At 37.0% G+C, this 25011-nt stretch carries 18 protein-coding genes, 5 tRNA genes and 1 pseudogene (1 of these 24 running past the window's edge); 5 read left to right on the forward strand and 19 right to left on the reverse strand.

Features of this window, described 5'->3' with window-relative positions:
• The 8 genes and pseudogenes from COB47_RS10995 to COB47_RS11030 all read right to left on the reverse strand — a co-directional run.
• Positions 1 to 906, reverse strand: the 5' portion of a protein-coding gene (locus COB47_RS10995) for an RNA-guided endonuclease InsQ/TnpB family protein (protein WP_013291426.1). The gene continues 312 nt to the left of window position 1, outside the view; only the first 906 of its 1218 coding nucleotides appear in the window; its start codon is at positions 904 to 906; the stop codon falls past the left edge of the window.
• A 32-nt stretch (positions 907 to 938) separates the two neighbouring features.
• Positions 939 to 1720: pseudogene (locus tag COB47_RS11000) on the reverse strand (glycosyl hydrolase).
• Between the two features lie 482 nt (positions 1721 to 2202).
• Complete coding sequence (locus tag COB47_RS11005; RefSeq protein WP_013291427.1) at positions 2203 to 3408, reverse strand: sugar ABC transporter substrate-binding protein; 1206 nt, start codon at positions 3406 to 3408, stop codon at positions 2203 to 2205.
• Between the two features lie 139 nt (positions 3409 to 3547).
• On the reverse strand, positions 3548 to 4570 hold the full coding sequence (locus COB47_RS11010; protein ID WP_013291428.1) for a LacI family DNA-binding transcriptional regulator: 1023 nt from the start codon (positions 4568 to 4570) through the stop codon (positions 3548 to 3550).
• Between the two features lie 6 nt (positions 4571 to 4576).
• Complete coding sequence (glgP, locus tag COB47_RS11015; protein WP_013291429.1) at positions 4577 to 6199, reverse strand: alpha-glucan family phosphorylase; 1623 nt, start codon at positions 6197 to 6199, stop codon at positions 4577 to 4579.
• Positions 6200 to 6246: 47 nt separating this feature from the next.
• On the reverse strand, positions 6247 to 7116 hold the full coding sequence (locus tag COB47_RS11020) for a sugar ABC transporter permease (RefSeq protein WP_013291430.1): 870 nt from the start codon (positions 7114 to 7116) through the stop codon (positions 6247 to 6249).
• Positions 7116 to 8024: a carbohydrate ABC transporter permease gene (locus tag COB47_RS11025; protein ID WP_013291431.1), complete on the reverse strand. Its 909-nt coding sequence runs from the start codon at positions 8022 to 8024 to the stop codon at positions 7116 to 7118. The genes COB47_RS11020 and COB47_RS11025 overlap by 1 nt, the downstream gene beginning before the upstream one ends.
• 109 nt (positions 8025 to 8133) lie before the next feature.
• Complete coding sequence (locus COB47_RS11030) at positions 8134 to 9867, reverse strand: glycoside hydrolase family 13 protein (protein WP_013291432.1); 1734 nt, start codon at positions 9865 to 9867, stop codon at positions 8134 to 8136.
• A 236-nt stretch (positions 9868 to 10103) separates the two neighbouring features.
• Here COB47_RS11030 and COB47_RS11035 point away from each other — a divergent pair, with 236 nt between their 5' ends.
• Genes COB47_RS11035 through COB47_RS11045 form a run of 3 tightly spaced genes read left to right on the forward strand, consistent with a single transcriptional unit; the run spans position 10104 to position 14396 of the window.
• Complete coding sequence (locus COB47_RS11035; RefSeq protein ID WP_013291433.1) at positions 10104 to 10754, forward strand: class II aldolase/adducin family protein; 651 nt, start codon at positions 10104 to 10106, stop codon at positions 10752 to 10754.
• Entirely contained in the window at positions 10747 to 13737 is a 2991-nt protein-coding gene (locus COB47_RS11040) for an alpha-L-rhamnosidase (RefSeq protein ID WP_013291434.1), read from the forward strand. Before COB47_RS11035 ends, COB47_RS11040 begins: the two co-directional genes overlap by 8 nt.
• Before the next feature lie 17 nt (positions 13738 to 13754).
• Entirely contained in the window at positions 13755 to 14396 is a 642-nt protein-coding gene (locus COB47_RS11045; RefSeq protein ID WP_013291435.1) for a cobalamin B12-binding domain-containing protein, read from the forward strand.
• A gap of 55 nt (positions 14397 to 14451) precedes the next feature.
• Here COB47_RS11045 and COB47_RS11050 read toward each other — a convergent pair whose 3' ends face one another.
• The 8 genes from COB47_RS11050 to COB47_RS11085 all read right to left on the reverse strand — a co-directional run bounded on the left by COB47_RS11050 (position 14452) and on the right by COB47_RS11085 (position 17860).
• Positions 14452 to 14970 (reverse strand): nucleoside recognition domain-containing protein, encoded by a 519-nt coding sequence (locus COB47_RS11050; protein ID WP_013291436.1) that lies wholly within the window; start codon positions 14968 to 14970, stop codon positions 14452 to 14454.
• On the reverse strand, positions 14970 to 15536 hold the full coding sequence (locus COB47_RS11055; protein ID WP_013291437.1) for a nucleoside recognition domain-containing protein: 567 nt from the start codon (positions 15534 to 15536) through the stop codon (positions 14970 to 14972). The genes COB47_RS11050 and COB47_RS11055 overlap by 1 nt, the downstream gene beginning before the upstream one ends.
• A gap of 121 nt (positions 15537 to 15657) precedes the next feature.
• Entirely contained in the window at positions 15658 to 16764 is a 1107-nt protein-coding gene (locus tag COB47_RS11060; RefSeq protein WP_013291438.1) for a Gfo/Idh/MocA family protein, read from the reverse strand.
• 562 nt (positions 16765 to 17326) lie between these two features.
• Positions 17327 to 17403, reverse strand: a tRNA-Arg gene (locus COB47_RS11065).
• A gap of 9 nt (positions 17404 to 17412) precedes the next feature.
• A tRNA-Lys gene (locus tag COB47_RS11070) sits at positions 17413 to 17488 on the reverse strand.
• 29 nt (positions 17489 to 17517) lie between these two features.
• Positions 17518 to 17593: transfer RNA gene (locus COB47_RS11075), tRNA-Thr, on the reverse strand.
• Between the two features lie 18 nt (positions 17594 to 17611).
• Positions 17612 to 17696, reverse strand: a tRNA-Tyr gene (locus COB47_RS11080).
• 87 nt (positions 17697 to 17783) lie between these two features.
• Positions 17784 to 17860: transfer RNA gene (locus COB47_RS11085), tRNA-Pro, on the reverse strand.
• Between the two features lie 153 nt (positions 17861 to 18013).
• Between COB47_RS11085 and COB47_RS11090 the strand changes: the two genes are divergently transcribed.
• Positions 18014 to 18721, forward strand: coding sequence for a tRNA 2-thiocytidine(32) synthetase TtcA (locus tag COB47_RS11090; protein ID WP_013291439.1), 708 nt, complete (start codon positions 18014 to 18016; stop codon positions 18719 to 18721).
• A 45-nt stretch (positions 18722 to 18766) separates the two neighbouring features.
• Positions 18767 to 21400: a phosphodiester glycosidase family protein gene (locus COB47_RS11095; RefSeq protein ID WP_041742837.1), complete on the forward strand. Its 2634-nt coding sequence runs from the start codon at positions 18767 to 18769 to the stop codon at positions 21398 to 21400.
• 40 nt (positions 21401 to 21440) lie between these two features.
• On the opposite strand, the gene spoIVA is transcribed toward COB47_RS11095, so the two are convergent.
• From spoIVA to COB47_RS11110, 3 genes are all read right to left on the reverse strand, one after another.
• Positions 21441 to 22916 (reverse strand): stage IV sporulation protein A, encoded by a 1476-nt coding sequence (gene spoIVA, locus COB47_RS11100; protein WP_013291441.1) that lies wholly within the window; start codon positions 22914 to 22916, stop codon positions 21441 to 21443.
• Positions 22917 to 23005: 89 nt separating this feature from the next.
• Positions 23006 to 23725: an FTR1 family protein gene (locus COB47_RS11105; protein ID WP_013291442.1), complete on the reverse strand. Its 720-nt coding sequence runs from the start codon at positions 23723 to 23725 to the stop codon at positions 23006 to 23008.
• 144 nt (positions 23726 to 23869) lie between these two features.
• Positions 23870 to 24904: an alpha-hydroxy-acid oxidizing protein gene (locus COB47_RS11110; protein ID WP_013291443.1), complete on the reverse strand. Its 1035-nt coding sequence runs from the start codon at positions 24902 to 24904 to the stop codon at positions 23870 to 23872.
• Positions 24905 to 25011: the final 107 nt, after the last annotated feature.

Raw genomic sequence — 25011 nt, forward strand, 5'->3', positions numbered from 1 at the left:
GTTTACAACCCCAAGATTTATTTTCTGCTTTATATCTTTCATTTCCCCAATAACTACTGTACCTATTTGATTGTTCAGACAATGCTTGATTATATAATTGACAGCTTGATTCAAAAAGTTGTCAATTATATGCTGTCTTCTAAGACAAATCCGAGCAAGTTTTTTGCCGTATTTAATATTTTGCTTGCTATATATCGACTGGAGTCTTGCCTTTTGTTTGTTATACCATCGGTTGACTGATTTTATATACCTGCCTTCTATTAAAAAGGCAGTCCCGATGGTATCAACTACTGCTGCAAAATTGTCAAGACCTAAATCTATTGATAAGTACCTGCTTTTATCAAGATTATAATTCTGTTCTTCTTCTTCATACACATACTCAATCTCAAACCATTTGCCATGAAACCTTGGCACTATCCTGACTTCTTTTATCTTTTTGCCTCTAATGTTTTGTGGCAGGTCAAAATACAAATACCTTACTCCAAATTCCTTGTAGAAATTTCTGCCAAGACTGAGTCTCAGTTTATTCCCTTCTACCTTGAACTGGTCTTTAGGAAAAACAATCTGGTACATCCCTTCCTTTGGCAGGTATGTCGGTATTGAAATTTTTTTATCTATTCTCCCTTCTTTTTTAGCTTTCAAAAGACTTAAAAAAGATTTAAAAGCTTCGTCCACAGAAATAAGAGTTTGCTGGGCAACCTGAGAAGGCAAAAGTCTGTAATTTTCGTTTTCCTTCACAAGATGATATATGCTTTCATATGGCAGATATTCCTGAGTTTTAAAATAGTGTTGCCTTATATGATACAAAGCATAGTTGTACAAGTTTTTAGAAAAGTGACATAACATACGCAGAAGTTTGTATGTTTGTTTGTCACATCTTATATGATTTTTCTGTGTTTTGTACATCTGAAATCACCCAAAAATATTGTATCATACTTTTAGCAATTCATCTCCCACCTTAAAGAGGTGGGAGTCTTCTTGCTAAATTTTTGATAAAAATCGAATTCTTTATCCCTGTCACATACAATTTTGCCATCCACATATTCAAGCTTTGCAACCTGAAGAGATGTTCTCCAATATCTATTGTCTTTCCAAAACTCTTCTGTACCTTCCATTCCTTCAGGATGTGTAAAGTAGAATATATAAGAGGTCTGTCAGTTAAAGCTGGTCCTAAAATCTTCCAATCTTTTAGATTGGTACTCTCTGCTACATATATGTATGAATGGTCTGCTTCATCCTTGTACCACATCCTAAAAGTTCCATCCGGCATATGAAAAACGCATGCGTCAATAACCTTATTTGAGGACAGTTCAGGCTTGCAGATAAACTCCAAGTCCCACAGATTCTTGCTTTTGTAGTACAAAATGTATCTGTCTGCATTCCAATCCTGTGGAACACCAGGTACAAAACTTACATACATATGGTATTCCCCTTCATAGAATATCACCTCAGGTGCCCAAAAGGTATTTCTGCCCCTGCCATATTGAATGTCTATAGCACCTCTATAAAGCCATGTTCTACCACCATCCTTTGACTCAGCAATCCCTATATCTGTCCCATGCATGAATGCTTTGCCCGGAAGTTTCATGTTTGCTCTTCTGTTTGTATAAAAAATCTACCAATATTTTCCAAGGTGATTATATACGATGGCGGGGTCTGCTGCGCCGTCATAGATTGGGTCTCTAAAAAGAGGCGCTGGTGGACTTTGCACATTTATCATCTCCTTTTCTTCAAACTGCGGAATAAGTCCATTTTTTATTGGAATATATTTATAGGAATCTATACCAAAAAATTTATAAGCCTTTTCTTCATTATCTATCTCCGGAGGAAGACCTTGAGAATGCCAAGTCGGAAGTGTTTCGTCCCAGTAGCCAAACTCAAAATTAGGTATTCTGTCTACGTTCTGATAATGCATAACTCTTCTAAATCTTTCTCTGTTAGTCAATTTGCCTGATGTGAATTTATTCTTTATTGTTCTTTCCATCAGTTTTTCCCCCTTGTCTTTCAGACAAGCTTTTTTATTATTTTTTTTGATGCTTTTGCTTTTGACTTCATTATACCATATTCTTTATTTGAGTTTATTGGTATTTCATTTTGCAAATATGGACTTTTTTATGATGAAAACAAAAAGGGCAGCAGAATTTTTTCTGCTGCCCTTTCGCAACCTTTAAGTTACTTAATTTTCAATGCCCTTCACATACTTTATTGCATCTGAGCAATACCCTGCTTTATCTGTTTTACCATAGCATCTGCTGCTTGCTTTGGTGTTGCTTTACCTGTTGTTATAAGCGAGAGTGCATTGCCAGCCGGTGTCCAAACAGCAGACATTTCTGGAATGTTTGGCATTGGTATTCCTACCTTTGCCTGTTCTGCAAATGCACTCATTATTTTGTCTGCTTTAACCTCGCTGCTTGCAAGAACACTATTTAACACAGGAATTCTGTGCCCAACTTTGAACAAGGTCAAAGCTGAATTTTCTACAAGATATTTTGCAAGTTTAAATGCTGCATCTTTGTTTTTAGACTTTGCTGAAACGAATGCTGCCTGAACACCAACAAATGAAGGTGTTGGTTTACCATCATCTGTCTTTGGTAGCGGTGCTACTGCAAATGGTACTTTTGCCTTTATAAAGTCCTGAACATCCCATGGACCGCTGATGTAAAAAGCAATCTTCTGGTTCTGGAAATTACCTTTTGCAATATCACCTTTGATGTCCTTTTGCATGAACTTGTATGTCAAAACAAAGTCTCTTATCAATGAAAGTCCTTTTATTGCACCATTTGTTGCAAGTCCGATATCGTTTGGATCAAGCGAACCACCCTTGTTCTTGAACACATATCCACCATTTTGAGCGATGAACGCAAAGCTGAAATAGAAGTTATTAACATCGTACATAAACCCGTGTTTCTTTGCTAATGTGATGAGCTGACTCATTGTCTTTGGAGCCTCTTTTACTTTTGATGTATTGTAAAAAAGTGCATACGTCTCCATAGCAATTGGAAGAGCATAGAGTTTACCTTCAAACGTACATGCATCAAGTGCAGTTGATACAAAGTTTTTCTTGTCAATGAGATTTGCTGGAACAGGCTCCAAAAGCTTTGCTTTCCAGAAAGCACCAAGATTGTCATGTGGAATACCAAACATAATGTCTGGACCTTTTCCACTCATTGCAGCTGTCTGGAAGCTCTGGAATGAACCCTGGTCAGTGATTACTTTTACAGTGTATCCGTTTGCTTTTCCCCACTTGTCTGCAATTGGTTGCAAAGCCTTTACCTCATCTTGAGTAAGATGTGACCATACAACAAGTTGTTTTTTGGATGTTGCAAATACTCCACTCAGCGGTATTAAAGCTACCACCGCAAAAGCAATTATTAGCGCTACTGTCAAGATTCTCTTTAGATTTTTCATAATCAAAACAACCTCCCTTAAGTTTATTTAAATGTGCAAACGTTTGATAATAACATTATATATTTCTCTCTAAAAAAGTCAAGAGAGAGAAAAAATTTTTGACTTTATCAATAAATTTAATTTCATTGTAATGCAATCATTATAACAATGGAATTTTTACGCATGAGTTTCTTTCAACAATTTGATGTGGTACTATTATTCTTCTGTATGTCTTTGTTGACTCGCTAAGATCCATCATCAGCACTTCAGCAGCAAGTCTGCCAAGGTGAAGAATGTTAATGTCAACTGTTGTAAGAGGCGGCTGACATATCTCACTTACATTTGAGTTGTTAAAAGCAATAACCGAAAGGTCCTCACCAACCTTAAGATTTAAACTTTCGGCCACTTTGAAAACCTCAACAGCAATCAAATCATCCATGCACACAATGGCAGTAGGCCTGTCCTCTTGATTTAAAATCTCATATGAACTTTCTTTGTAACTTTTTCTGTAATAGTTTACAAATTTTATATATGTGTTTCTTGGCTGTATTCCATATTTTTCAAGAGCTTTCTTGTAGCCTGAAAACCTATCGGTCGTGACCACCAAATCATTTGGTCCACCCATGAATGCAATTTTTTTGTGTCCCAGTCTTATAAGATACTCGGTTGCTTCAAAGCCTGCTTTTTGATTATCATTGTCCACCCAGTTTACACTGTTTTCATAACCAACTGGTCTTCCAATCACTACAAACTTAAAGTCAATGCTTTTTAGATACTCAATTGCAGGGTCTTTCTCCCTTGATGAAAGAAGTATAAAGCCATCCACCTTTTTACTTTCAACAAGTCTTTTCAAAAGATCTCTTTCCTTTTCAGGGTTTGAGATAGCAAGCAGGATATCATATTCAAAACTATTTACAACAGTACATATACTTGTTATTACCTGATCAAAAAAGGAATTTAAAAAAGCATTCTCGGGTTCTCGCGGCACAAATACACCAACTGTAAAAGATCTTTTTACAACCAGCCCTTTTGCATTTGCGTTTGGAATATAACCAAGCTTTTTTATCGCCTCAAGAACACGCTTGGTGGTTTCAGGACTGATTTTGTTGCTGCCTGCAAGAACCCGCGAAACAGTGGATGGTGAAACATTGGCTTCTTTTGCTATTTCTTTTATTGTTGCCATCTCCTATCAATCCTTGTGGGGTTTTTGAATATACATCTTCTCGTAGTACTCTTTTACCATCCTCTCTGCCGAAAACTTTTCAAGTGTAGATTCAATACTATTTTGCATCATCTTTACCCATTTATCTCTGTTTTTGTAGTATGTTGGTATTACTTCATTTTGCATAACATTGACTAAACTCTTAAGATCGTGGCTATCTTGCTCTCTTTCATCTTTCGACTCAAATCCATCTCCAATCTGCCATCCGTTTATTCCATGCTGACACGCCTCAGGCCACCATCCATCCAAGGTTGAGACGTTCAAAACACCGTTCATTGCAGCTTTCATTCCAGAAGTTCCGCATGCCTCTAAAGGTCTTCGCGGGTTGTTGAGCCAAATATCGCATCCGCGCGTGAGCATTTTGCCAATCTCCATGTCATAATCTTCCAAGAACACAACCTTGCCAGGATACTTTTTAGACATTGCAATAATGTTGTTGACAATCTCTTTACCGGTATCATCAAGCGGGTGACTTTTACCTGCAAAGATTATCTGAAGATCATTTTTAAACATCTTGTCAGCTGCTTCTTTGTCTCTGAAAATAAGGTCGCTTCGTTTATATGGAGCTGCTCTTCTTGCAAAGCCAATTGTTAAAATATCCTCTTTTAACTTAATACCTGTTCTTTTTTCAACAAAATCTAAAAGTTCACGTTTTATTTGAGTATGTGTTTGCCAAAGTTCTTCTGGATTGTTCCTGCTCTCTAATATTCTCCTATCTGCCCATGTTCCAACATGAACACCATTTGTAATACCAATTATTTCGCTTCTTCTGTCAACTTTTGCCCACATAGCATTTGCTGTTACTTTATGCAGGTCAGATACAGCATTTGAAATTCTTGCGAGTCTAAGTGCTGCAACTGTCATGTTAAAAGGTGCACCGCCAATATAAACAAGCTGTTCCTCAGTTAAGTTTAAATTAGCTCCCATGTACATAAGAAGCCTTAAAGGATGTGTCTCATTCCCTGCCTCAACTGGTGTATGTGTTGTAAATACAATCTTTTCTCTTGCTTTTGCCAAAGCCTGCTCAAATGAAAGTCCTTTTTCTTCCATATAATACCTTACAAGTTCAAGCCCAGCAAACACAGCATGCCCTTCATTGAAATGATACACATCAACCTTGATGCCAAGCTCTTTTAAAGCTCTCACACCGCCTATCCCTAAAACCATCTCTTGGGCAACTCTTTCTTCACCAAACCAGCCATAAAGCTGTCCTGTAATCCACCTGTCACCATTTTCCGGAAGGTCAGTGTCAAGAAGGTAAAGGTCTGCGTTGCCGAAATTATCTACCTTCCACACCTTGCAGTACACATCTCTATTTCTAATTCTCACCTTGACCTTAACACCTGTATCTTTTAAAAAGTCATATCTGTAGATTGGAAAAGCGTCAATCACTCCATACTCTTCTGTTACAATCTGCTTGTTGTACCCTTGCTTCCACAGTATTCCAACACCCACAACAGGGTATCCAAGGTCTTTTGCAGCTTTTAGGTAGTCACCTGCAAGTATTCCAAGTCCACCTGCATAGATTTTAAAATTAGAATCAAGACCAAATTCCATGCTAAAATACGCAACTGTTGGAAGTTTCTTCATTGTACTGACTCCTCCTCGCAAAGTAATTTTTTAATACAAAATCAGAATTAACCCTTGACAGCACCTGCTGCAAGACCGCTTTGAATCTGTTTTTGAAGCGCCATGTATATAATCACAATTGGCAGTGACGCCAATATTGACGCAGCTGAGAACATTGGCCAGTTAGCCGAAAATTGGTTGTTTATGAAGTTTCTTAGACCAATTGGCACAGTTGCATTCTCGGGTGATTGCAGAACTAAGCTTGAAAGCAAAAACTCGTTGAACACACCATTAAAGCTCCAAATGAACATCACAGCAAGCATCGGAGCGGTAAGAGGCAGGATAATCTTTCTGAAAATCAGAAAATGTCCTGCACCGTCAATTATTGCTGCCTCATCAATCTCATATGGTATCTGGTCCATGTTTCCTTTCAAAAGCCAGATGTTGAAAGCTGAACCACCTGCAAGTACCAAAATTAGCGCAACCAGGTTGTCAAGAAGATTAAATTTTGCCAGAAGACCGTATATTGCCGGCATTGCCATAAAAGTCGGGAACATCTGCAAAATCAAAAGGGCTTTTAGTCCATTTTTCCTACCAACAAAGTTTATTCGTGAAAATGCATATGCTGCTGGGGCTGTCATGAAAATCTGCAAAAACGCAACACCAAAACATACAATCAAGCTATTTTTGACCCACATCACAAAGTCAGGTAGTGTTTGTGATGGACTGCTCTTTCTTCTAAAAAGTTCTATATAGTTTTCAAATGTAATCTCTTTTGGGAAAAATGACGATTGGAAAAACGCCCCACCTTTTGATAGTGATGCAACTATGATAAACCATGTTGGAAGCAGTGAAAGTATTATTGCAATCCAAATAATCACTCTTGATATCCAAAGAGCAATAGCATCCTGCTTTGTCATATACTCTCTTCCAACCATTATCTTTCACCACCCTCAAACGCTCTTGTAATTTTCATATTGATAAGCGAAATTGTCCCCACAATAAAGAAGATTATGATCGACATTGCAGATGCTAAATCATACCTGTAAAACTGCATTGTAAGCTTATATGTTGTTGAGACAAGAAGGTCTGTGTGCCCAGCAAACTGAGTGTCAAGTCTTGCAGGTCCGCCGCCTGTAACAAGGTACACAACGTTAAAGTTGTTGAAAGCATATGCAAACGATGAAATCAAAATTGGAAGTGCTGTTGGTACAATCATTGGTATTGTAATTTTAAATAGTTTTGTGAACCAGCCAGCTCCGTCTATCTCAGCAACTTCATAAAGCTCTGGCGGAATTGACTGAAGAGCACCAAGTGCTGCATTCATCATAAATGGATACGAAAGCCACAGGTTGACAATAAAAATACTTATCTTTGCCCAGAACGGATCTGTCATCCATGGTATGGGGTTTATATGAAAAGTTTTCAAGAGCATGTTTATTGCCCCATACTCCTCGTTCAAAAGTCCCTGCCATGCCAGAGAAGCAATTGTCCCGGGAATAGCCCACGGTATTATTAAAATTGACCTGTAGATATTTGTCTCTTTCATAAACTTGTTGTTGAGAAGCACAGCAAGCAAAAGACCAACCGCAAAATTGATAAGAACTGTAATAAGTGCAAATGTAAATGTCCATGCAAATGTTGGCGCAAATACTTCCTTAAAAGGTCCTGTTATGATATCAACAAAGTTCTTAATCCCTACAAACTTGTAGTCTTCCAAATGGTTAAGATTAAAGTTTGTAAATGCATAATATACTGTCATGGCAATAGGGAAGAAAGACAGCACTGCCATGGATATCAAAGCCGGTGCAAGATAAACATATCCTATTGGCTCGCGCTTTTTCATAATCTTTTTCCTCCTTTAAAATAAAAGTGTGCAATCGTTTGCTCTTGAGAATATTATATAATTGTCTTTTGTGCATGTCAATACTTTTTTTAACCTTTTTCATAATAGTTTATTTAACAATCACAATCTCAAAACTCTCGGGGCTTAGCTCAACTTCAACATAGCATGAATGATTTTTAATTTTCTGTTGTGTTGTGAAAAATTCGATTTCCCTGTCAACAATAAACTCTGACCACAGTTTCACTCTTTGCAAAATTTTGCGTGGATTGAAAAGAACGTACACAATTTCGTTCTCACCTTTTCTTTCAAAGCAAAGCACATCATCAATTGAAATCTCCTTAACATTGTCGCTATTTAAGGCTGAAGATTTTCTTTTGAATTCTATCAATCTTTTGTACAGCTGAAAAATCTCCTTATCCTGCTTTTCTTGTTCCCATATCATCCCCCTTCTTGAGTCAGGATCATGACCACCTTCCATTCCAATCTCATCACCATAGTAAATCATAGGAATTCCCTGATAGGTGAGGTTGTACACTGCAGCAAGCATTGCAAGTTTTCTGTTGTGATTTAGCCTTGTCAAAACTCTTTCTGTATCGTGACTGCCAATAAGGTTTAGCTGGCATGAAAAAAGTATAGGATTAAATTTTAGCCTGTAATCTGCTAAAATCCTTGATGCATCCTCTGCATTATATTTACCCAACAAATACCTTGCAAAAACCTCCCATGAAAAGTAGTTCATCACCCCGTCAAACATATCTCCCATCAAAAAGTTTTCGCTTCTGTGCATAACCTCACCAATTAAAAGAATGTCTTTTTTTATGGCTTTTAGCTCTCTTCTTATCCTTCTTATAAAGTTTTTGTCAAGCTCGTTTGCAACGTCAAACCTGAAGCCGTCAACATCAAACTCCAAAAGCCAGTACTTTAAAACCTCCAAAAAGAAGTCCTGAACATCTTTGTTTGAAGTATTTATCCTCGGCATGCTGCTAACATTTACTGCAAAAGTCTCATAATTCCCTTTTTGAGCATCAACAGGTAAAGACCTTATGTTGTACCAGCTATAATACTTAGAATTTTTGCCTTTGTTTATGACATCCTGAAAAGCAAAAAATCCAACACCTGTGTGGTTAAAAACCATGTCAAGTATTATTCTGATACCATTTTTGTGAAGGCTTTTTACTAAATCTTTGAATTCTTCTTTTGTACCCAAAAGCGGGTCAACGTCAAAATAGTCATCCACGTTGTAGCGGTGGCTGGATACCGATTTGAAAATTGGTGTAAGATAAATGGCATTTATTCCAAGAGATTTAAAATAGTCTATCTTTTCTCTTATACCTGCAAAGTCACCACCAAGAAAAACTTCAGAACCCGCAACATCCCAACTGCAGTAATCCCAATCAAACAATTTTCGGCAAGGCACCTCTTTTTTGCCTCTTTTGAACCTGTCGGGAAATATCTCGTAGACAACCAAACCCTCTGCAAAAGAAGGTTTTTCAAAAATATCTGCCTCATTTGCATAAGGGAACTGAAAAGCATCAAAATATAGGTTTTCTTCGGTATCTGCAAGTCCAAACTGGTTAAATATCTTAAAACTTCCATCTAAAAGCTCAATCAAAAACTTGTATGCAAACCTTGGCGTTTTGTTTTGTACCTGTGCTGTATATATTTCAAAATTCCCAACTTTCATGTAAAAATTCATTTTAACCTTCTGGGCTTCCAAATCATACCTGTCCGAAAATATCAAAGTGACGCTCCTTGAAAAACCTCTTTGCACCCACAGTCTCACATAAAACCTATCCTTGCTTATAGCAAAAATGTCATGAACCTGATTGTGAATAACCTGCAAACCGTGCACTCTCCTTTTGAAATATTTTTTGAAATACAATATTGAAATTTATTTTATCACTTTTCTATCTGTAATGCAAATGTTTGCACAAGATTTTTATAAATAACATTTTCAAGCTTTTCAAAAGGTCAAATTTGGGTATTTTCAAATCAATCAAATAATTGTAAAATAAAATAGAACAAAAAATCAACACAACACAATATGGTGACAATACATTTTAAAGAAAGGTGGAGAAAATGCAAGATATACAGATTGTCAAATCACAAATATGCAGGATTGGAAGAATCATGTACGAGAGAGGTTATATAAGCGGACCTGATGGAAACATCTCTGTAAGAGTCGATAAGGATAAAATCATTACAACACCGTCAGGTGTGTCGAAAGGTTTTTTGAACGAAGATATGCTGGTTTTAATTGATATGGAAGGAAAAATTCTTGAAAAAACAAATTACAAGCCATCGTCTGAAATAAAGATGCACCTCAGAGTTTACAAAGAAAGAGAAGACATAGGCGCCTGTGTTCATGCTCATTCACCTTATGCAACAATATTTGCAGTTTTAAGAAAACCTCTTGACAAGCCAATTTTAGCAGAATCAGTTTTCATCTTTGGCGGGTATATCCCTGTTGCACCCTTTGCAACACCTTCAACAGTTGAGGTACCAGAATCTATAGCTCCTTTTGTAAAAGACTATGATGCTGTGCTTCTCTCAAATCATGGCGTTTTGACATACGATAAGGACTTGGAGATGGCATTTTACAAACTCGAGATTGTTGAGTTCTGGGCAAAGATTTTATTTCTATCAAGCCAGATAGGCACACCGCAAGTTTTGAGCCCTGAGGAAATTCAAAAGGTTTTGGATTTGAGAAAGGAGTCCAAAAATGATTGATTTAGAAAAACTTAAAAACCCGGATAGCTTTTACAGGTGCGCACCTTTCTGGAGCTGGAATGACAATTTAAAAGAGGAAGAGCTTTTGCGCCAGATAACTGAAATGCACAAAAAAGGTTATGGTGGCTTTTTCATGCACTCAAGGGTTGGGCTTGTGACAGAATATCTTTCGAAAGAGTGGTTTTATCTTGTCAAAAAATGTATAGAGCATGCAAAAAAGTTAAATATGCTTGCATGGATTTACGATGAGGACAAATGGCCGTCTGGTTTTGCAGGTGGTGCTGTTGCTCTTAAAAATCCTTCATACAGGCACAAGTTTTTAGTACTTTTGAAAGAGGACCAAGTAGAACAAGATGATGAAGTGCTTTCAAGCTTAGTCCACAGAAATACAAAGTACATTGTTGCAAAGCGCACAATGAGGCTTGGCGACAAGTGGTTCAACGGAAGCTGTTATGTTGATCTTCTTTCAAAAGAGGTTACAAAGGAGTTTATAAATCTCACACATGAAGAATACAAAAAAGTTTGCCAAGAATATTTTGGCAATGCAATGCCGGGAATATTCACCGATGAGCCAACATATTTAAGAGTCCACTACAAAGATATCCCTACTTTGCCATGGACAGAAAAGCTGCCAGATAGGTTTTTGCAGAAAAAAGGATATGACATAAAAGATCACTTTGAAGAGCTTTTCTTCAATGTTGGCAATTACCACAAGGTCAGGTTTGACTTTTTTGACATTGCACTTGAGATGTTCATAGAAAACTTTACCATTCCGTATGCAAAGTGGTGTGAAGAAAATGGTATTATGATGACAGGTCATTACATGGCGGAAGATACAATGCGCGGTCAGACTGAATGGATAGGCGCTGCAATGCCCCATTACGAGTATATGCAGCTTCCTGGAATTGACAAGCTTGCAAGACATTTAGAGCAGACAGTTACAATCAAACAGGTATCATCGGTCTGTGAGCAGCTTGACAAAAAAGGAGTGCTGTGCGAAACCTTTGGGACAACAGGTCAGCATGTGAGTTTTCTTCACAGAAAATGGATATCAGATTGGCAGGCAGTGCTTGGTGTAACATATATAAACCCACATCTTAGCCTGTATTCCATGAGAGGTGAGAGAAAAAGAGACTATCCACCAAACCTTTTTTACCAGCAGCCATGGTGGGAAGATGAAAAGTTCTTTGCAGACTATCTCGCAAGAATCTCTTATATAGCAGGGCTTGGCAAAAGAGATGTTGATGTACTTGTCATCCACCCAATATCCTCTGCGTGGGCAGAATATTCCAGGTTTGACGATAGCGTAGACAAGCTGGACAGTTTGCTTGACAAAACGGTAAAAGAACTCATAGCAAACAATATTGATTTTCACTTTGGCGATGAAATAATACTATCAAAGTATGCACAAATCGAAAATGGCAAAATCAGAGTTGGTAGTTATAACTACAAAGTGGTTGTCTTGCCTCCTCTTACAAACTTAAGAAAAACAACAATGCAGCTTTTGCAGAATTTTATAAATTCTGGCGGCAAGGTAGTTTCACTAAAAGATTTTATGTTCTCAAGATTTGAACTTTGCATGATAGATGGCAGCAAGTGCGATATCCCCTTAAAAGAAAATTTTATAAATGTTTCAAATATAGATGACCTTGTTAGCATCTTAAAAGAAGAAGTTTCAACTTATATCGAAGTGATTGATAAAAAGACAGGTCAAAACGCTAAAAAGATTATACTTCAGGGCAGAAAACTGGATGACGGAAGTAGAATAATCTTTTTGGCAAACACAGACCTCAAAAGAGAAGTAGAAATCACAATAAAAATCCCTACCGACAACAACGTTTTCGCAGCAGACCTTGTAGATTTTGGCATCTTCAATATACCAACATTGAAAAGGGAAAATGGCTTTGCTGTGCTTGATGCAACAATGCATCCTGCATCAAGCTTTTGTCTTTTGGTGTCCGACAAGCAGTTTTCGCATAATACAAAAAACGTCATCTCAGGCGTTGTATTTGATAATAGTTTTGAATACAGAACAGGTAGCTGTGAGTTTGACATAGAGCTTAAAGACTATAATACACTGATACTTGATAGAATAAAATATGAAGTTGATGGAAAGGTAGTATTTGAAGATTGTTATGTTTCCCAGGTTTGGCACAAACATTTTTATAATCTTCCAGAGGGAACACCTTTCAAAGCCACGTATTATTTTGAGGTGGAAAAAGTGCCATCACAGCTTTTTGTAGCAATAGAATGTGCAGAGAACCTTGATATGATTCTTGTAAACGGTCAACCTGTCAAATTTGAAAGAAAAACCGAAAGTTTTTCGCTTGCTCATAACTTTTTGGATGTGAACATCAGCAAGATTGATATTACACCTTTTATCAAACAAGGGAAAAACGAGATTGTGATAAGTGGCAGAAAGTCAAACAACATTACAGCACCTGGCTGCCATGAAAGAGTAAAAGACCCTAAAAATCACAGACCAACTGAGGTTGAAGCCATCTATCTTATCGGGAATTTTTCTCTTATTTGTGTGGATGAAACAAGATTTGTTATAACTGAGCCCAAAAAACCATGTCATTATGATATAACAAAAGATGGGTATCCTTTTTACGTTGGGACCATGAGCTTAAAAAGCTCTTTTGAAATTACAAAAGAAAACTCAAAAAGAGTCTATATAAAGCTCAACAACGTCAGCGCAGCAGTCGCTAAGGTGTTTGTAAATGGTAAGGAAGCATGCATACTATTTTCTCAGCCATTTTTAGCTGACATAACAGAGCATGTAACTGAGGGCAAAAATGACCTTGAGATAGTTTTAACAAACACACTCTTTAATCTCATAGAAGCAAACCACAAAGCAGATGTATTTGAGGAACTGTTCAGACGTCCACAGAGCTTTATTGATTTTGAAAACTTTACTTCACGATATATGCTCTTGCCATTTGGTCTTGGAAGTTATAGTATATTAACATCTGAGTTTTAAAGGGGGCTGGTTTAAAAATGGAAATTTTAAATGAAATTTCACAGCTTATTCAAAAAGGAAATGCAAAACTTGCACCTGAAAAGGTAAAAGAAGCTCTATCTTCTGGAATCTCTGCTGAGACAATCTTAAACGATGCACTTATCCAGGCAATGTCGGTTGTGGGTGAGAAGTTCAAAAACAATGAGATTTACGTACCAGAGGTATTGATTGCAGCACGCGCAATGAAAGCTGCGCTGGAGGTATTAAAACCAATCCTGACAGAGACAGGTGTAAAACCAATTGGCAAGGTTGTGATTGGCACTGTAAAAGGCGATCTACACGACATAGGTAAGAACCTGGTCGCTATGATGATGACAGGTGCAGGGCTTGAGGTAATCGACCTTGGAGTGGATGTTGCACCTGAAAAGTTCTGTGAAGCAGTGAAAAACTATAGTCCACAGGTTGTTGCAATGTCTGCACTGCTTACAACAACTATGCCAAACATGAAAACAACAATTGAAAAGCTACAAGAACAAGGCTTGCGCGATAAGGTAAAGGTGATAGTTGGTGGTGCACCTGTAACAGAAAGCTTTGCAAAGAGCATCGGAGCTGACGGATATGCACCTGATGCGGCATCTGCCGCAGAGATTGCAAAAAAGTTTGTCCAAGGTGTTGCATAAAAATTTGAAACACTTTCAAATTGCCGCAGGTATTCTTGCCTGTGGCTTTTAATTTTTATATGCTAATTTTTACAATCACAGCTGCAATTATTAAAACCAGAAAATCTACAGCTGCTGCTACTGGGATAAGATATCTTGTCTTTTTCACGTTTGTTGCTGCAAGATATGTTGCAATAACATAAAACAGAGTCTCTGTTGATGCGCATATTATAGAAGAATATATCCCTATCTCAGAGTCAACACCGTATTTTTCAAAGATATCTTTTAACACTGCAAAACTGCTACTGCCAGAAAATGGTTTTATAATAATAAGACCAAGCGCTTCTTTGTATATCCCAAAAAAGCTCAAGACAGGAGACAAGAGAGTTTGCAATACATTCAAAATTCCTGTCTTTGTAAAAAGCTCAACAGCTATAATCAGTGTAAAAATGTTTGGAAATATTTTTATTGAGATTTTTAATCCATCTTGCACACCTTCTACAAAGCTTTTGAACACATCTATCCTTTTTGAAACTGCAAACAGGATTACCAGAAGTAAAAAAGAGACTATCAAATAATCTGAGATATTTTTCATTACTTCCACACCTTTGCCAAAACCTTGCACAGGATTATTCCCACAAAAAGACTTGCCATTGAAACAAAAAGTGTAGGAAAGGTAATGGCTGCGGGAGCAGATGATGAAAATTTAGTTCTCAGAAGTATCGCAGTTGTTGGAATTAGCTGAATTGAACAGGTGTTTATCAATACAAACAAAATCATATCGTCAGAGGCTGTTGAATTTTTAGCTTCTTTTGAAAGTTCCTGCATGGCAAGTATACCTGCCGGTGTTGCAGCATTACCAAGCCCAAGTATATTAGCAACAACATTTAAAAGCATAAAATTTAACGCCTTTTCGTTTTTGGTTCTAAATAAAGCTTCAAGAACAGGTCTTAGAACTTTTTTAAAAATCTCAATAAAGTTACTATCTTGAACAACTCTCAAAAATCCCGACCAGAGCATTATTGAAAGCAAAATAGTAAAGAATATATCAGCTGCTTTTTGAGGTGCTGAAAATAAAATTTCTGTAAGTTTTTCTACATTACCAAAAAAAAGCTGATACAAAATAGCAGATATAATTGTAATAATCCAGAATATATTCATTTTTTAACCTCTTTAAAGTTTTTGTCACTATATAATTTATACTTGAGCTTTCTTGAGAATATAACAAAAAAGCACTCTGCCGAAGAATACAAAAAGCACTTTTAGCAGAGTGCAAAACAATTTATAAATACAAAACTTCTCTTAAAAGTTCCATATCAAGAAGAGGTATTTGAGGTGCTATGCTCTCAATATCAACAAACTTTCCTTCTTGGGTTGAAGTATAAATAGCCCACAGGCTCTCAAGCACATGATAAGAAAGCCTGCCTGATGCCCTAAGAGGTGTTGAGAACTTTATTGAAAGTGCCATGTCAAGTATCCCAAGCCCCCGCATGTTGTCGTAATTGAACGGATTGATGTTTGGCATCTTTGTAAATTCTTTGTCGTTGTGCCTTTTTAAATACACACTGCCATGGTCGAAAAAGTTCGGATCTGGAACAATTATCGTGCCTTCTGTGCCATAAATTTCTATCCCCCGCAGGTTTGTATCAGGCACATCATAAGACACAGTAACATTTCCTATGACACCCGTGTCAAAAAGAAGGTTTGCAGTCACATATGTTGGCATTTCAACCTCAATCTTTTCTCCTCTGTGGGGCTCAGAAGTTATAAGTCTTTCTTTGTATGTTATAATGCCCATACCAGATACTTTTTTGACAGAACCAAGTAAGAACACAAGGGCTGTCAAGCAATAAGGTCCAACATCAAAAAGAGGACCTAAGTATTTTTTGAAAATAAAATGTGGGTTTGGATGCCACTTTTCAGGTCCACCATAGAGTATAAAACAGTTTACAGCAAAGGGTCTTCCTATCCATCCATCTTCAATAAGTTTTTTTGCTGTCTGAATGTTCGCACCAAGAAATGTATCAGGTGCACATCCAACTTTAAGGTTTTTCCTTTCAGCCAACTCCAGAACTTCTTTGGCTTCCTTTAACGTTGAGCAAAGAGGCTTTTCACTGTAAAGATGCTTCCCACCTTCCAAAACCCTTTTGTTTATCTCATAGTGGTGCTGAGGCGGGGTAAGATTTAAAACTATATCCACATCAAGGTCATACACTTTGTCAGGTTCCAGCACCTTGGGCACAGAAAACTCTGTGGCTACAACCTTTGCTTTGTCCAAGTCTACATCTGCGCATGCAACAACGTCAAATATCCCAAACCTTTTGAGATTTTTAAGGTAAACTGGCGCAATGTTACCACAACCAAGCACTGCAATTTTTACTTTTTCCACCTTTTTCATCTCCTTCTGTCTTTAAAAATTTACTTGATTTGTTTTACATTTTAATCTTAAACACAAATTATTGAGCTGTTGATCGAATCAAAAATAACTATATTGATAAAATACAGTAATGAGTAAAAAATATCCCTTGTAATATAACTTTAAATTGGAAAAATTGCACCAAGTCACAAGGGGGCATAAAGAAATGTTCAAAAATATTAAAGCACAAAATAAAAAATTTTTAAACTGTTTGTTGTAAAATTAAATGCAACGATATTGAAGTATGAATTAGATACACAAAATTCTTGATGAGTTTCGATTTTTCACTATGACTTTTTGCTAAAAGTTAAATAGCCTACAATTCTTTATTACCGATGGATTGCAGGCTATTTTTATTTCAACCATCTGCAAAAGTCAGGTTTCTAATCTAGTTTAACAACACTTCTTTTTTAGCAAAATAAAAACCACCTCTCACATTTTCTGTGATCGGTGGTTATGATTTACCATTTTAAATTGTACTTTCATTTTTTAGTTTATGCCTTTAAACCCTTGCAATCTCAGCCTTTAAAACAAATGGCGCGCCCAGGAGGATTCGAACCCCCGACCTACGGATTAGAAGTCCGTTGCTCTATCCAGCTGAGCTATGGGCGCACATTTAAATGGTGCGCCATTAGGGACTCGAACCCCAGACCCGCTGATTAAGAGTCAGCTGCTCTACCAACTGAGCTAATGGCGCACCTATTATTCTTTTTTTATTAAATTAAATGGAGCTGGCGATGGGACTCGAACCCGCAACCTGCCGATTACAAGTCGGCTGCTCTACCGATTGAGCTACGCCAGCACCATTTATCTTCATAAATGGTGGAGGGGGTTGGATTCGAACCAACGAAGCCTGCGGCAACAGATTTACAGTCTGCCCCCTTTGACCACTTGGGTACCCCTCCATGTTTTGCTTTCAATTAAATTTAAAACCGACGCTTTTGTATTTTAGCACACTCTACTTTTCTTTGTCAATACCCATTTTCTTCTCATGGTCGGGGTGAGAGGACTTGAACCTCCGGCCCCATGGTCCCAAACCACGTGCTCTACCAAGCTGAGCTACACCCCGCCATCAGCATTTATATGATAACATCATTTTTGTTTTTAGTCAAGAGGTTGAGCACAGGAAATTTTTAACTTCTTTGCTTTCTGCTATGCATGGTATAATTAATAATACCTAACAATGTAAATCAAAATAATAGCATTTGGAGGAAGAAAGAAAATGCAGCATATCTTTAGCAAAGTCAGAAAAGCGGTAGAAGATTTTGAGATGATAGAAGATGGCGATAAAATAGCGGTTGGGGTATCTGCCGGAAAAGACAGCCTTACCATGCTCTACACTTTGAGCTTTATGAGAAGATTTTACCCCAAAAAGTTTGATGTTGTTGCCATCACAGTTGACATGGGATTTGAAAGCATGGATTTTTTGCCAATCAAAGAATTTTGTGATAAAATAAATGTTGAATTTCACCTTGTTCCATCACAGATAAAACAGATTGTGTTTGACATAAGAAAAGAAGAAAACCCCTGCTCGCTTTGTGCAAACCTTCGCCGTGGAATACTTAACTCAACAGCAAAAAGTCTTGGTTGCAACAAGGTGGCGCTTGGTCATCACTTAGATGATGTGGTTGAAACATTTTTCCTGAGCTTATTTTTCGAAGGAAGAATATACTGTTTTTCGCCAAAGACATACCTTGACAGAACTCAGATAACAGTAATTCGACCTATGATTTATGTAAAAGAACATGAGCTGAGATCTGCCGCAAAAAAGCTTGAGCTTCCTGTAATCACAAATCCATGCCCTGCAAACGGAAAAACTAACAGGCAAAGAATAAAAGAGTTTGTAAAAAGCTTGAAACAGTTTCACCCTGTAACTAAGGATTTAGTCTTTAATGCTATAAAGAGAAATATATGGGGGTTAAAAGACTAAACTTTTGAGAGCTTTTTCGACAAAAAAATGGAGGCAAGCTACATGATGAAAAGGTTTTTAGGTTTTGTGTCATTTGCAACAATTTTGTCGCTCGTTTTATCAGCATTTGCAAAGCCGTACACAGAAATCTTGAGATTTAAAACAACACAGCAGATTGCTCCTCGCACGTATTATGAAAAGTACGAACTTTTGACAGATGAGGGGTTTGTGGATATAAACTGCATAAAGCTTGACCTTATAGATGGTGGATTTGACTTTGACGTGCTAAAGTCAAACGTTGCAAACACCGGTGATTTTGTCTACAACATGGTGTACAATCAGATTGATAAAAATCCAGTTGCTGCAATAAATGCAAACTTCTTTTACACAAACACCAAGACAAACTACAACAAAATCTGGCCAATTGGAATTTCTGTATCAGGTGGCAAGATTCTATCTTCACCAAACATCAAGCAAAATACCTTTCCGGCTTTTGTGTACACAAACTCGAATGAAATTCTTTTTGACTATATAAATGGTCTTTCATACAAACTTGTAAATGTGGATTCTGGCTATGAGTTCAAGATTGCACACATAAACAAGTTCACAGGTGATTTGACATACCCTATTTTGTTCACAGGCGACTATGTCCAGAAAACTATCGGAAACAAGTACAAGGGAATTGTGGAGCTTATCATAAAAGATGGCATTATCACAGATATCAGAGAAGAAGCTCCAGCTGTGGCCTTGGATAAGGATGAATATCTTTTAGCTGCAACAGGAAACTATGCAAAAAACCTAAAAACAAACTTCAAAGTGGGCGACAAGGTGGAAATCAAGATAGACCTTTCAATTCCCCTTGAGAAAATAAAAGCTGCAGCATCTGGTAATACCTTTTTGTTAAAAGATGGCAATATACCAGCTTTTACACATGAGATTGTAGGAAGGCATCCACGCTCTGCGATTGGCATTGACAAAACTGGTCGATACCTCTATCTTGTAGCAGTTGACGGTCGAAATGGAAAGAGTATTGGACTTACTCAGAATGAGCTTGCTCTTTTCCTGCAGTCAATTGGTATATGGACAGCCATAAACCTTGATGGCGGGTATTCCACACAGCTTATTGCAAAGGACAATGATGGAAACTTCAAAGCCTTTTACAGTACAGGCGAGACCCGAAAAGTTTTTGATTCTATAGCAGCTTTTTATAAATACAGAGATGATAAAATTTCCACATTTTATATAGACTGTCCTAACAAGGTCTTTGCAGGCGAAGAGTATCCTATAAAGGTTTTTGCAAAGGACAGATTCTACAACACAATCACATATGACGCTGTATATTTGAAAGTATACCAGGATGCTTATGAGATAGACATAAAAGATGGCATCTTCACACCTTACAAAGATGGCGTGGTGACAGTATCCTGTGTGTATGAGGATGTATACCAGAAAGTTTTTGCCCAAAAAAAGATTTCTGTGTACAAACCAGAAATTTTGACATCAGACAAAAAACAACTCTGGCTTTTACCAGGGGAGTCTGAAACGTTAAGATTTTATATAAAAGATAAGCTTGGTCACTTTAAAGAGATAGATTCAAGAAAAGTTCAAGCAGAAGAAAATCCTGCTTTTGAGTTCAAAGACGGAGTTTTTAGAGCAAAATCTAACTTTCGAGGCTTTGTAACATTTATTTACAAAGATTTAAAATGCAGTATACCAGTTGGGATAGGTCAAATTACACAGCTTCTACGGTCGTTTGATTATCTTGCCTTGAGCTGGCCAAAAGGTATTTCGATGTTTCTTTCATCAAAGAACAAGACACAGGGAAAATATTCAAACAAGATATACTTCAGCGTCTCATCAACAAAAGGCAAAAGTTTCAAGCTTGATTTTAAAACCCCTGTTGACCTTACAAATATAAGTAAAATTTCATTTGACCTTTGCGCGAAAAACGTCAAAGTCTACCTTGGATTTAAAATGCCAAATGGCACGCAAAAAGAGGTTGAGATTGCGCAGCTTAAAAGCGACAATTTCAAAAGCTATTCCTTAAATGTAGAGAGTTACAAAACCTTAGACTATATTCTTCTCATTCCGCAAAAGACGCAGGGTTACATCTGGATTGACAATCTGAGGGGCAATATTGTAAATCTACCTCCTGTTGAAGCTATAAACCAGTATATTGCAAAGTTTGATGAGAAGCTTGCAAAATCGTCTGTTATTTTCCTGACAAAGAGTTTTGAAAGCCTACCAAGCGACATTAAGAAAAAGGTAGAATCAAACCTTGGCAGTTATTTGAAATGCTACAGTCTCGAAAAAGACAATCCACCATATGAAAAGAACGAAAAGTTCAATATAGTATTCTTAAGAACAAAAAGTGGTTCGATTTTGGATTTTTCATATTATCAATGGATGAGGATTAAAAATCTATCAGCTGAAAAAAAATCATTGATTGTTGTTTTAGACATACCATTTGAAAGTCTCAGGCAAGATGAAAAGGATATACTCATAAGACTTTTAAAATCAAGAAAAGCACCTTCAATGATCATCTGCACTACAAACGACTACACTTATGTTGAAAGATACGATACTCTTTATATCGGTTATGCATCAACAAATGACCTGCTTGCAAAATCAAGTGCAAAAAGTGTAAACCTTGCATGTGATGTTGAGAAAGGATACATTTATCTTGCAAGAGGGTATTAAAAAACAAAAGGTCCAGACAAAGCGTTTGGACCTTTTTGTTTTAAAGGATTATGAGAATAAATCCTCCACTTCCTTCGTTTATAATCCTCTGCAAAGTCTCTCTGAGCTTTTCTTGACTGTCTTCTGGTACCCTTAAAAGCTTATTTTGAAGTCCTTCTTTCACAAGCTCATGAAGCGATTTTCCAAATATGTTTGACTCCCAAATCTTTTTTGGGTCATCTTCAAACTCTTTCATCAAAAAGTTCACAAGCTCTTCGCTCTGTTTTTCTGTTCCAACAATTGGTGACACCTCTGTCTCGACTTCCACTCTTATAATGTGCAAAGATGGTGCAGAAGCCTTGAGTCTTACACCAAAACTGTTTCCTCTCTTGACTATTTCGGGTGTCTCAAGTTTGAGCTCATCTAAAGCAGGTGCAACAATGCCGTATCCCTTTTCTTTTGCTTCTTCAAGAGCATCTTTTAATTTATCATACTCTTTCTTTATCTGTGAAAGGTCACACAGAAGTCTTACAAGATGATGTTCACCTTTTATTTCAAACCCGGTTGCTTCTTCAATTATCTTGAACAAAAGCCCTTCTTTAAAATAAATTGAAAGTTCACTTTTTCCATCTCCCAAATTTATCCCTATAACCTCACACCTGTCAATCTGGGGATGTTGTTTCAAAATCTCAAGTTGGTCTGTTATATCTCTTATTTTGTCAAGCTTTTCTGCATAGTCCTTTATCTTTTCATAAACCTCTTTTTTGAGCCAGGACTCGTTTTCTAACTCTTCAAACCATCTTGGCAGGTTGATTTTAACCTCAACAACAGGAAACTCAAACAGTACTGTCTCTAAAATTCTCTTTACATCCTCAATCTGCATCTGAAGACAGTTGACAATTAAAACTGGCATTTTGTACTTCTCTTCAAGCTCTTTTTTGAGCTCCTGCGTGTCAGGTGAGTAAGGTTTTGCAGTGTTGAGAACAATCACAAATGGTTTGTTGATTTGTTTTAATTCCTCAACCACTCTCTCTTCTGCCTTTATGTAGTTTTCTCTTGGTATATCTGTAATAGTACCATCTGTTGTAACAACTATTCCAATTGTTGAATGGTCCTGGATAACCTTTTTAGTGCCAATCTCTGCTGCCTCTTCAAACGGGATTGGCTTTTCAAACCACGGTGTTGTAACCATGCGCGGATGATTTTCTTCCAGATGTCCCATTGCACCTTCTACAAGGTACCCAACGCAGTCAACAAGACGTACCTTTAACCTCGCACCGCTTGATAGCAAAATTTCAACAGCTTCATTAGGCACAAACTTGGGCTCTGTTGTCATTATAGTTTTGCCCTGGGCGCTTTGTGGAAGTTCATCCTTTGTTCTCTCTTTTTTATACTCATCTTCAATGTTTGGAATTACAAAAAGGTCCATGAATCTTTTTATGAAGGTTGACTTTCCTGTTCTGACAGGTCCAACAACACCAATGTAAATGTCACCATTTGTCCTTTTTGCTATCTCTCTATAGATATCAGTATCCATCAAAATATCTTTCCCCCTACGCAATTTTAAATGGACTTGTCAGTAAAAATATATTTTTGTTGCGGGGGAAATATTACAAGATTTAACCTTTACTTTGTTTTTTGCCTTGAAATCATATTTGACCTTATCATCAAGACTAAGAATACCAAAATATATACAAAGCTTAAAGCAATAGGAATAACCTCATTTTGAGTTTTTAACCCTTCTTTAAGAATTTCTTCAACCAAGTCTTTTAAAACCTCAGACGAAACAATCACCAAAATTAATGTTGTGGCAATGAAAAAGAGTCTTATATTTATTCTATTAGAAAGCTTAAACACAAAGTAGCCCAAAAGTACAGCTGCAAATATCCCCAAACCAATCCCGTAGAATAAAGTTAAGGATTTATCCTTGGAAAATGAAGCCAATGAAAATATTACCAGTTCTGCTCCTTCCCGTAAAACATTTACAAGAGATAGGAGAAAAATACCATATGAATATTTTTGGAAATTAATAACCTTTTCATAAGTCTGCTGTTTTAAATCCCTTTTCTGATATTTGATAGCTAAAGCTAAAAACCATGTAATTAGAATCACCAGTAAAGCTTTTAATGCTATCTCAACTCCCTCAAAGGACTCTTCCAAGCTCTCATAAAAGGCAAATACACTAATACCAAGCAGTGCACTCAAAACAATCCCTAATACCAGCCCAATATTCAAACTCTTTAGTAAATCCTTTTGGTTAAGCTTTTGAATAACCCCAATTATCACAGCAATTACGAGAATTATCTCAAAAACCTCTCTAAAAGCAATTACAAATCCTTGAACCATACCAAAAACTCCTTACTATGTTTTTGAAATTGATTTTCATTTTCAATTATAAAGCAATTTAATGTTAATGTCAAGTATTTCTATATGAATAGTAAAGTTTTCTTGCATAATAAAAAGGGCTTATTTCCAAGCCCTTAGCAACAATTATTCTACTAAAATTATCATTATATATATAACCTTCCCATCGATACTTTTTATATCTTTGCATCCTGTTAAAATCATGGCTTGTTTTAGCTCTTGAGCTATTTTTTCTAAAATGAGTTTCACTCCTTCTTTACCACCGCCAAAAGCTGCATGAATGATTGGTCTTCCTACTAACACTGCATCTGCCCCCAGAGCCAAATACTTCAAAACATCAACACCAGATCTTACCCCTCCATCAGCAAAGATTAAAATCTTACCCTTTACTTTTTCAGCAATTCGCGGTAGCACTTCTGCAACACCCGGTGTATGATCTAAAATCCTACCCCCATGGTTGGATACTACAATTGCGCTTGCTCCAACTTCCAAAGCAATTTCTGCTTCGTCCTCTGTCATGATCCCTTTTAATATGAGTGGAAGGCTTGATGAAGAAATAAGAGCTTTTAATTCTTCTTTTGTTTTTGGACCAACAGGCTGGCCCATTAGCGCCATTGTAATAAGCCCTGCGCCGTCAATGTCTATCCCAACAGCTAAAGCTCCTGCATCTTCTGCTTCTTTTATTCTTTTTATTATTTGGTCATTACTCCTTGGCTTTATGATAGCAATTCCATGCCCATTTTCGTTTCTTATAGCCTTTAGGCCTGACTCATAAAATACAGGATCACCGCCATCTCCACACATCCCTATGGTCCCTGCTTCTTTGCTTCCTGATATTACCATTTGAATAAAGTCTTCCTCAGAAATTCTTCCTCCCATATTATAGCTCGAACCTGTTATAGGTGCCGCTAAAATAGGCATATCTAATTTTTTCCCAAACATTTCTACGCAAATATCTGGTTCTTTTGCGTCATGAATAGTTCTTAAATTTAATCTTATTTTTGAAAGTGCCTCAACATTTGCAACAAATGAGCTTCCTGTACCTATACCACCCATTCCAGGTACTTCTCCACGGCATGCTTTTCCATCACAGATTGGACAAACTCTGCAATAACCTTTTAACATTTCTCTTGCTTTTTCCCTGATTTCTTTGATTGTCATATCAAGTTTAACCCCCTTGCAAAAAATTAGTTAAGTTTTGAATTTATGAAACAAAAGGCTGCCCTTCTGCAATTTACGGACAGCCTTAGAGATTTTCTAACAATATT

The sequence above is a fragment of the Caldicellulosiruptor obsidiansis OB47 genome (assembly GCF_000145215.1).
GTDB lineage: Bacteria > Bacillota > Thermoanaerobacteria > Caldicellulosiruptorales > Caldicellulosiruptoraceae > Caldicellulosiruptor > Caldicellulosiruptor obsidiansis.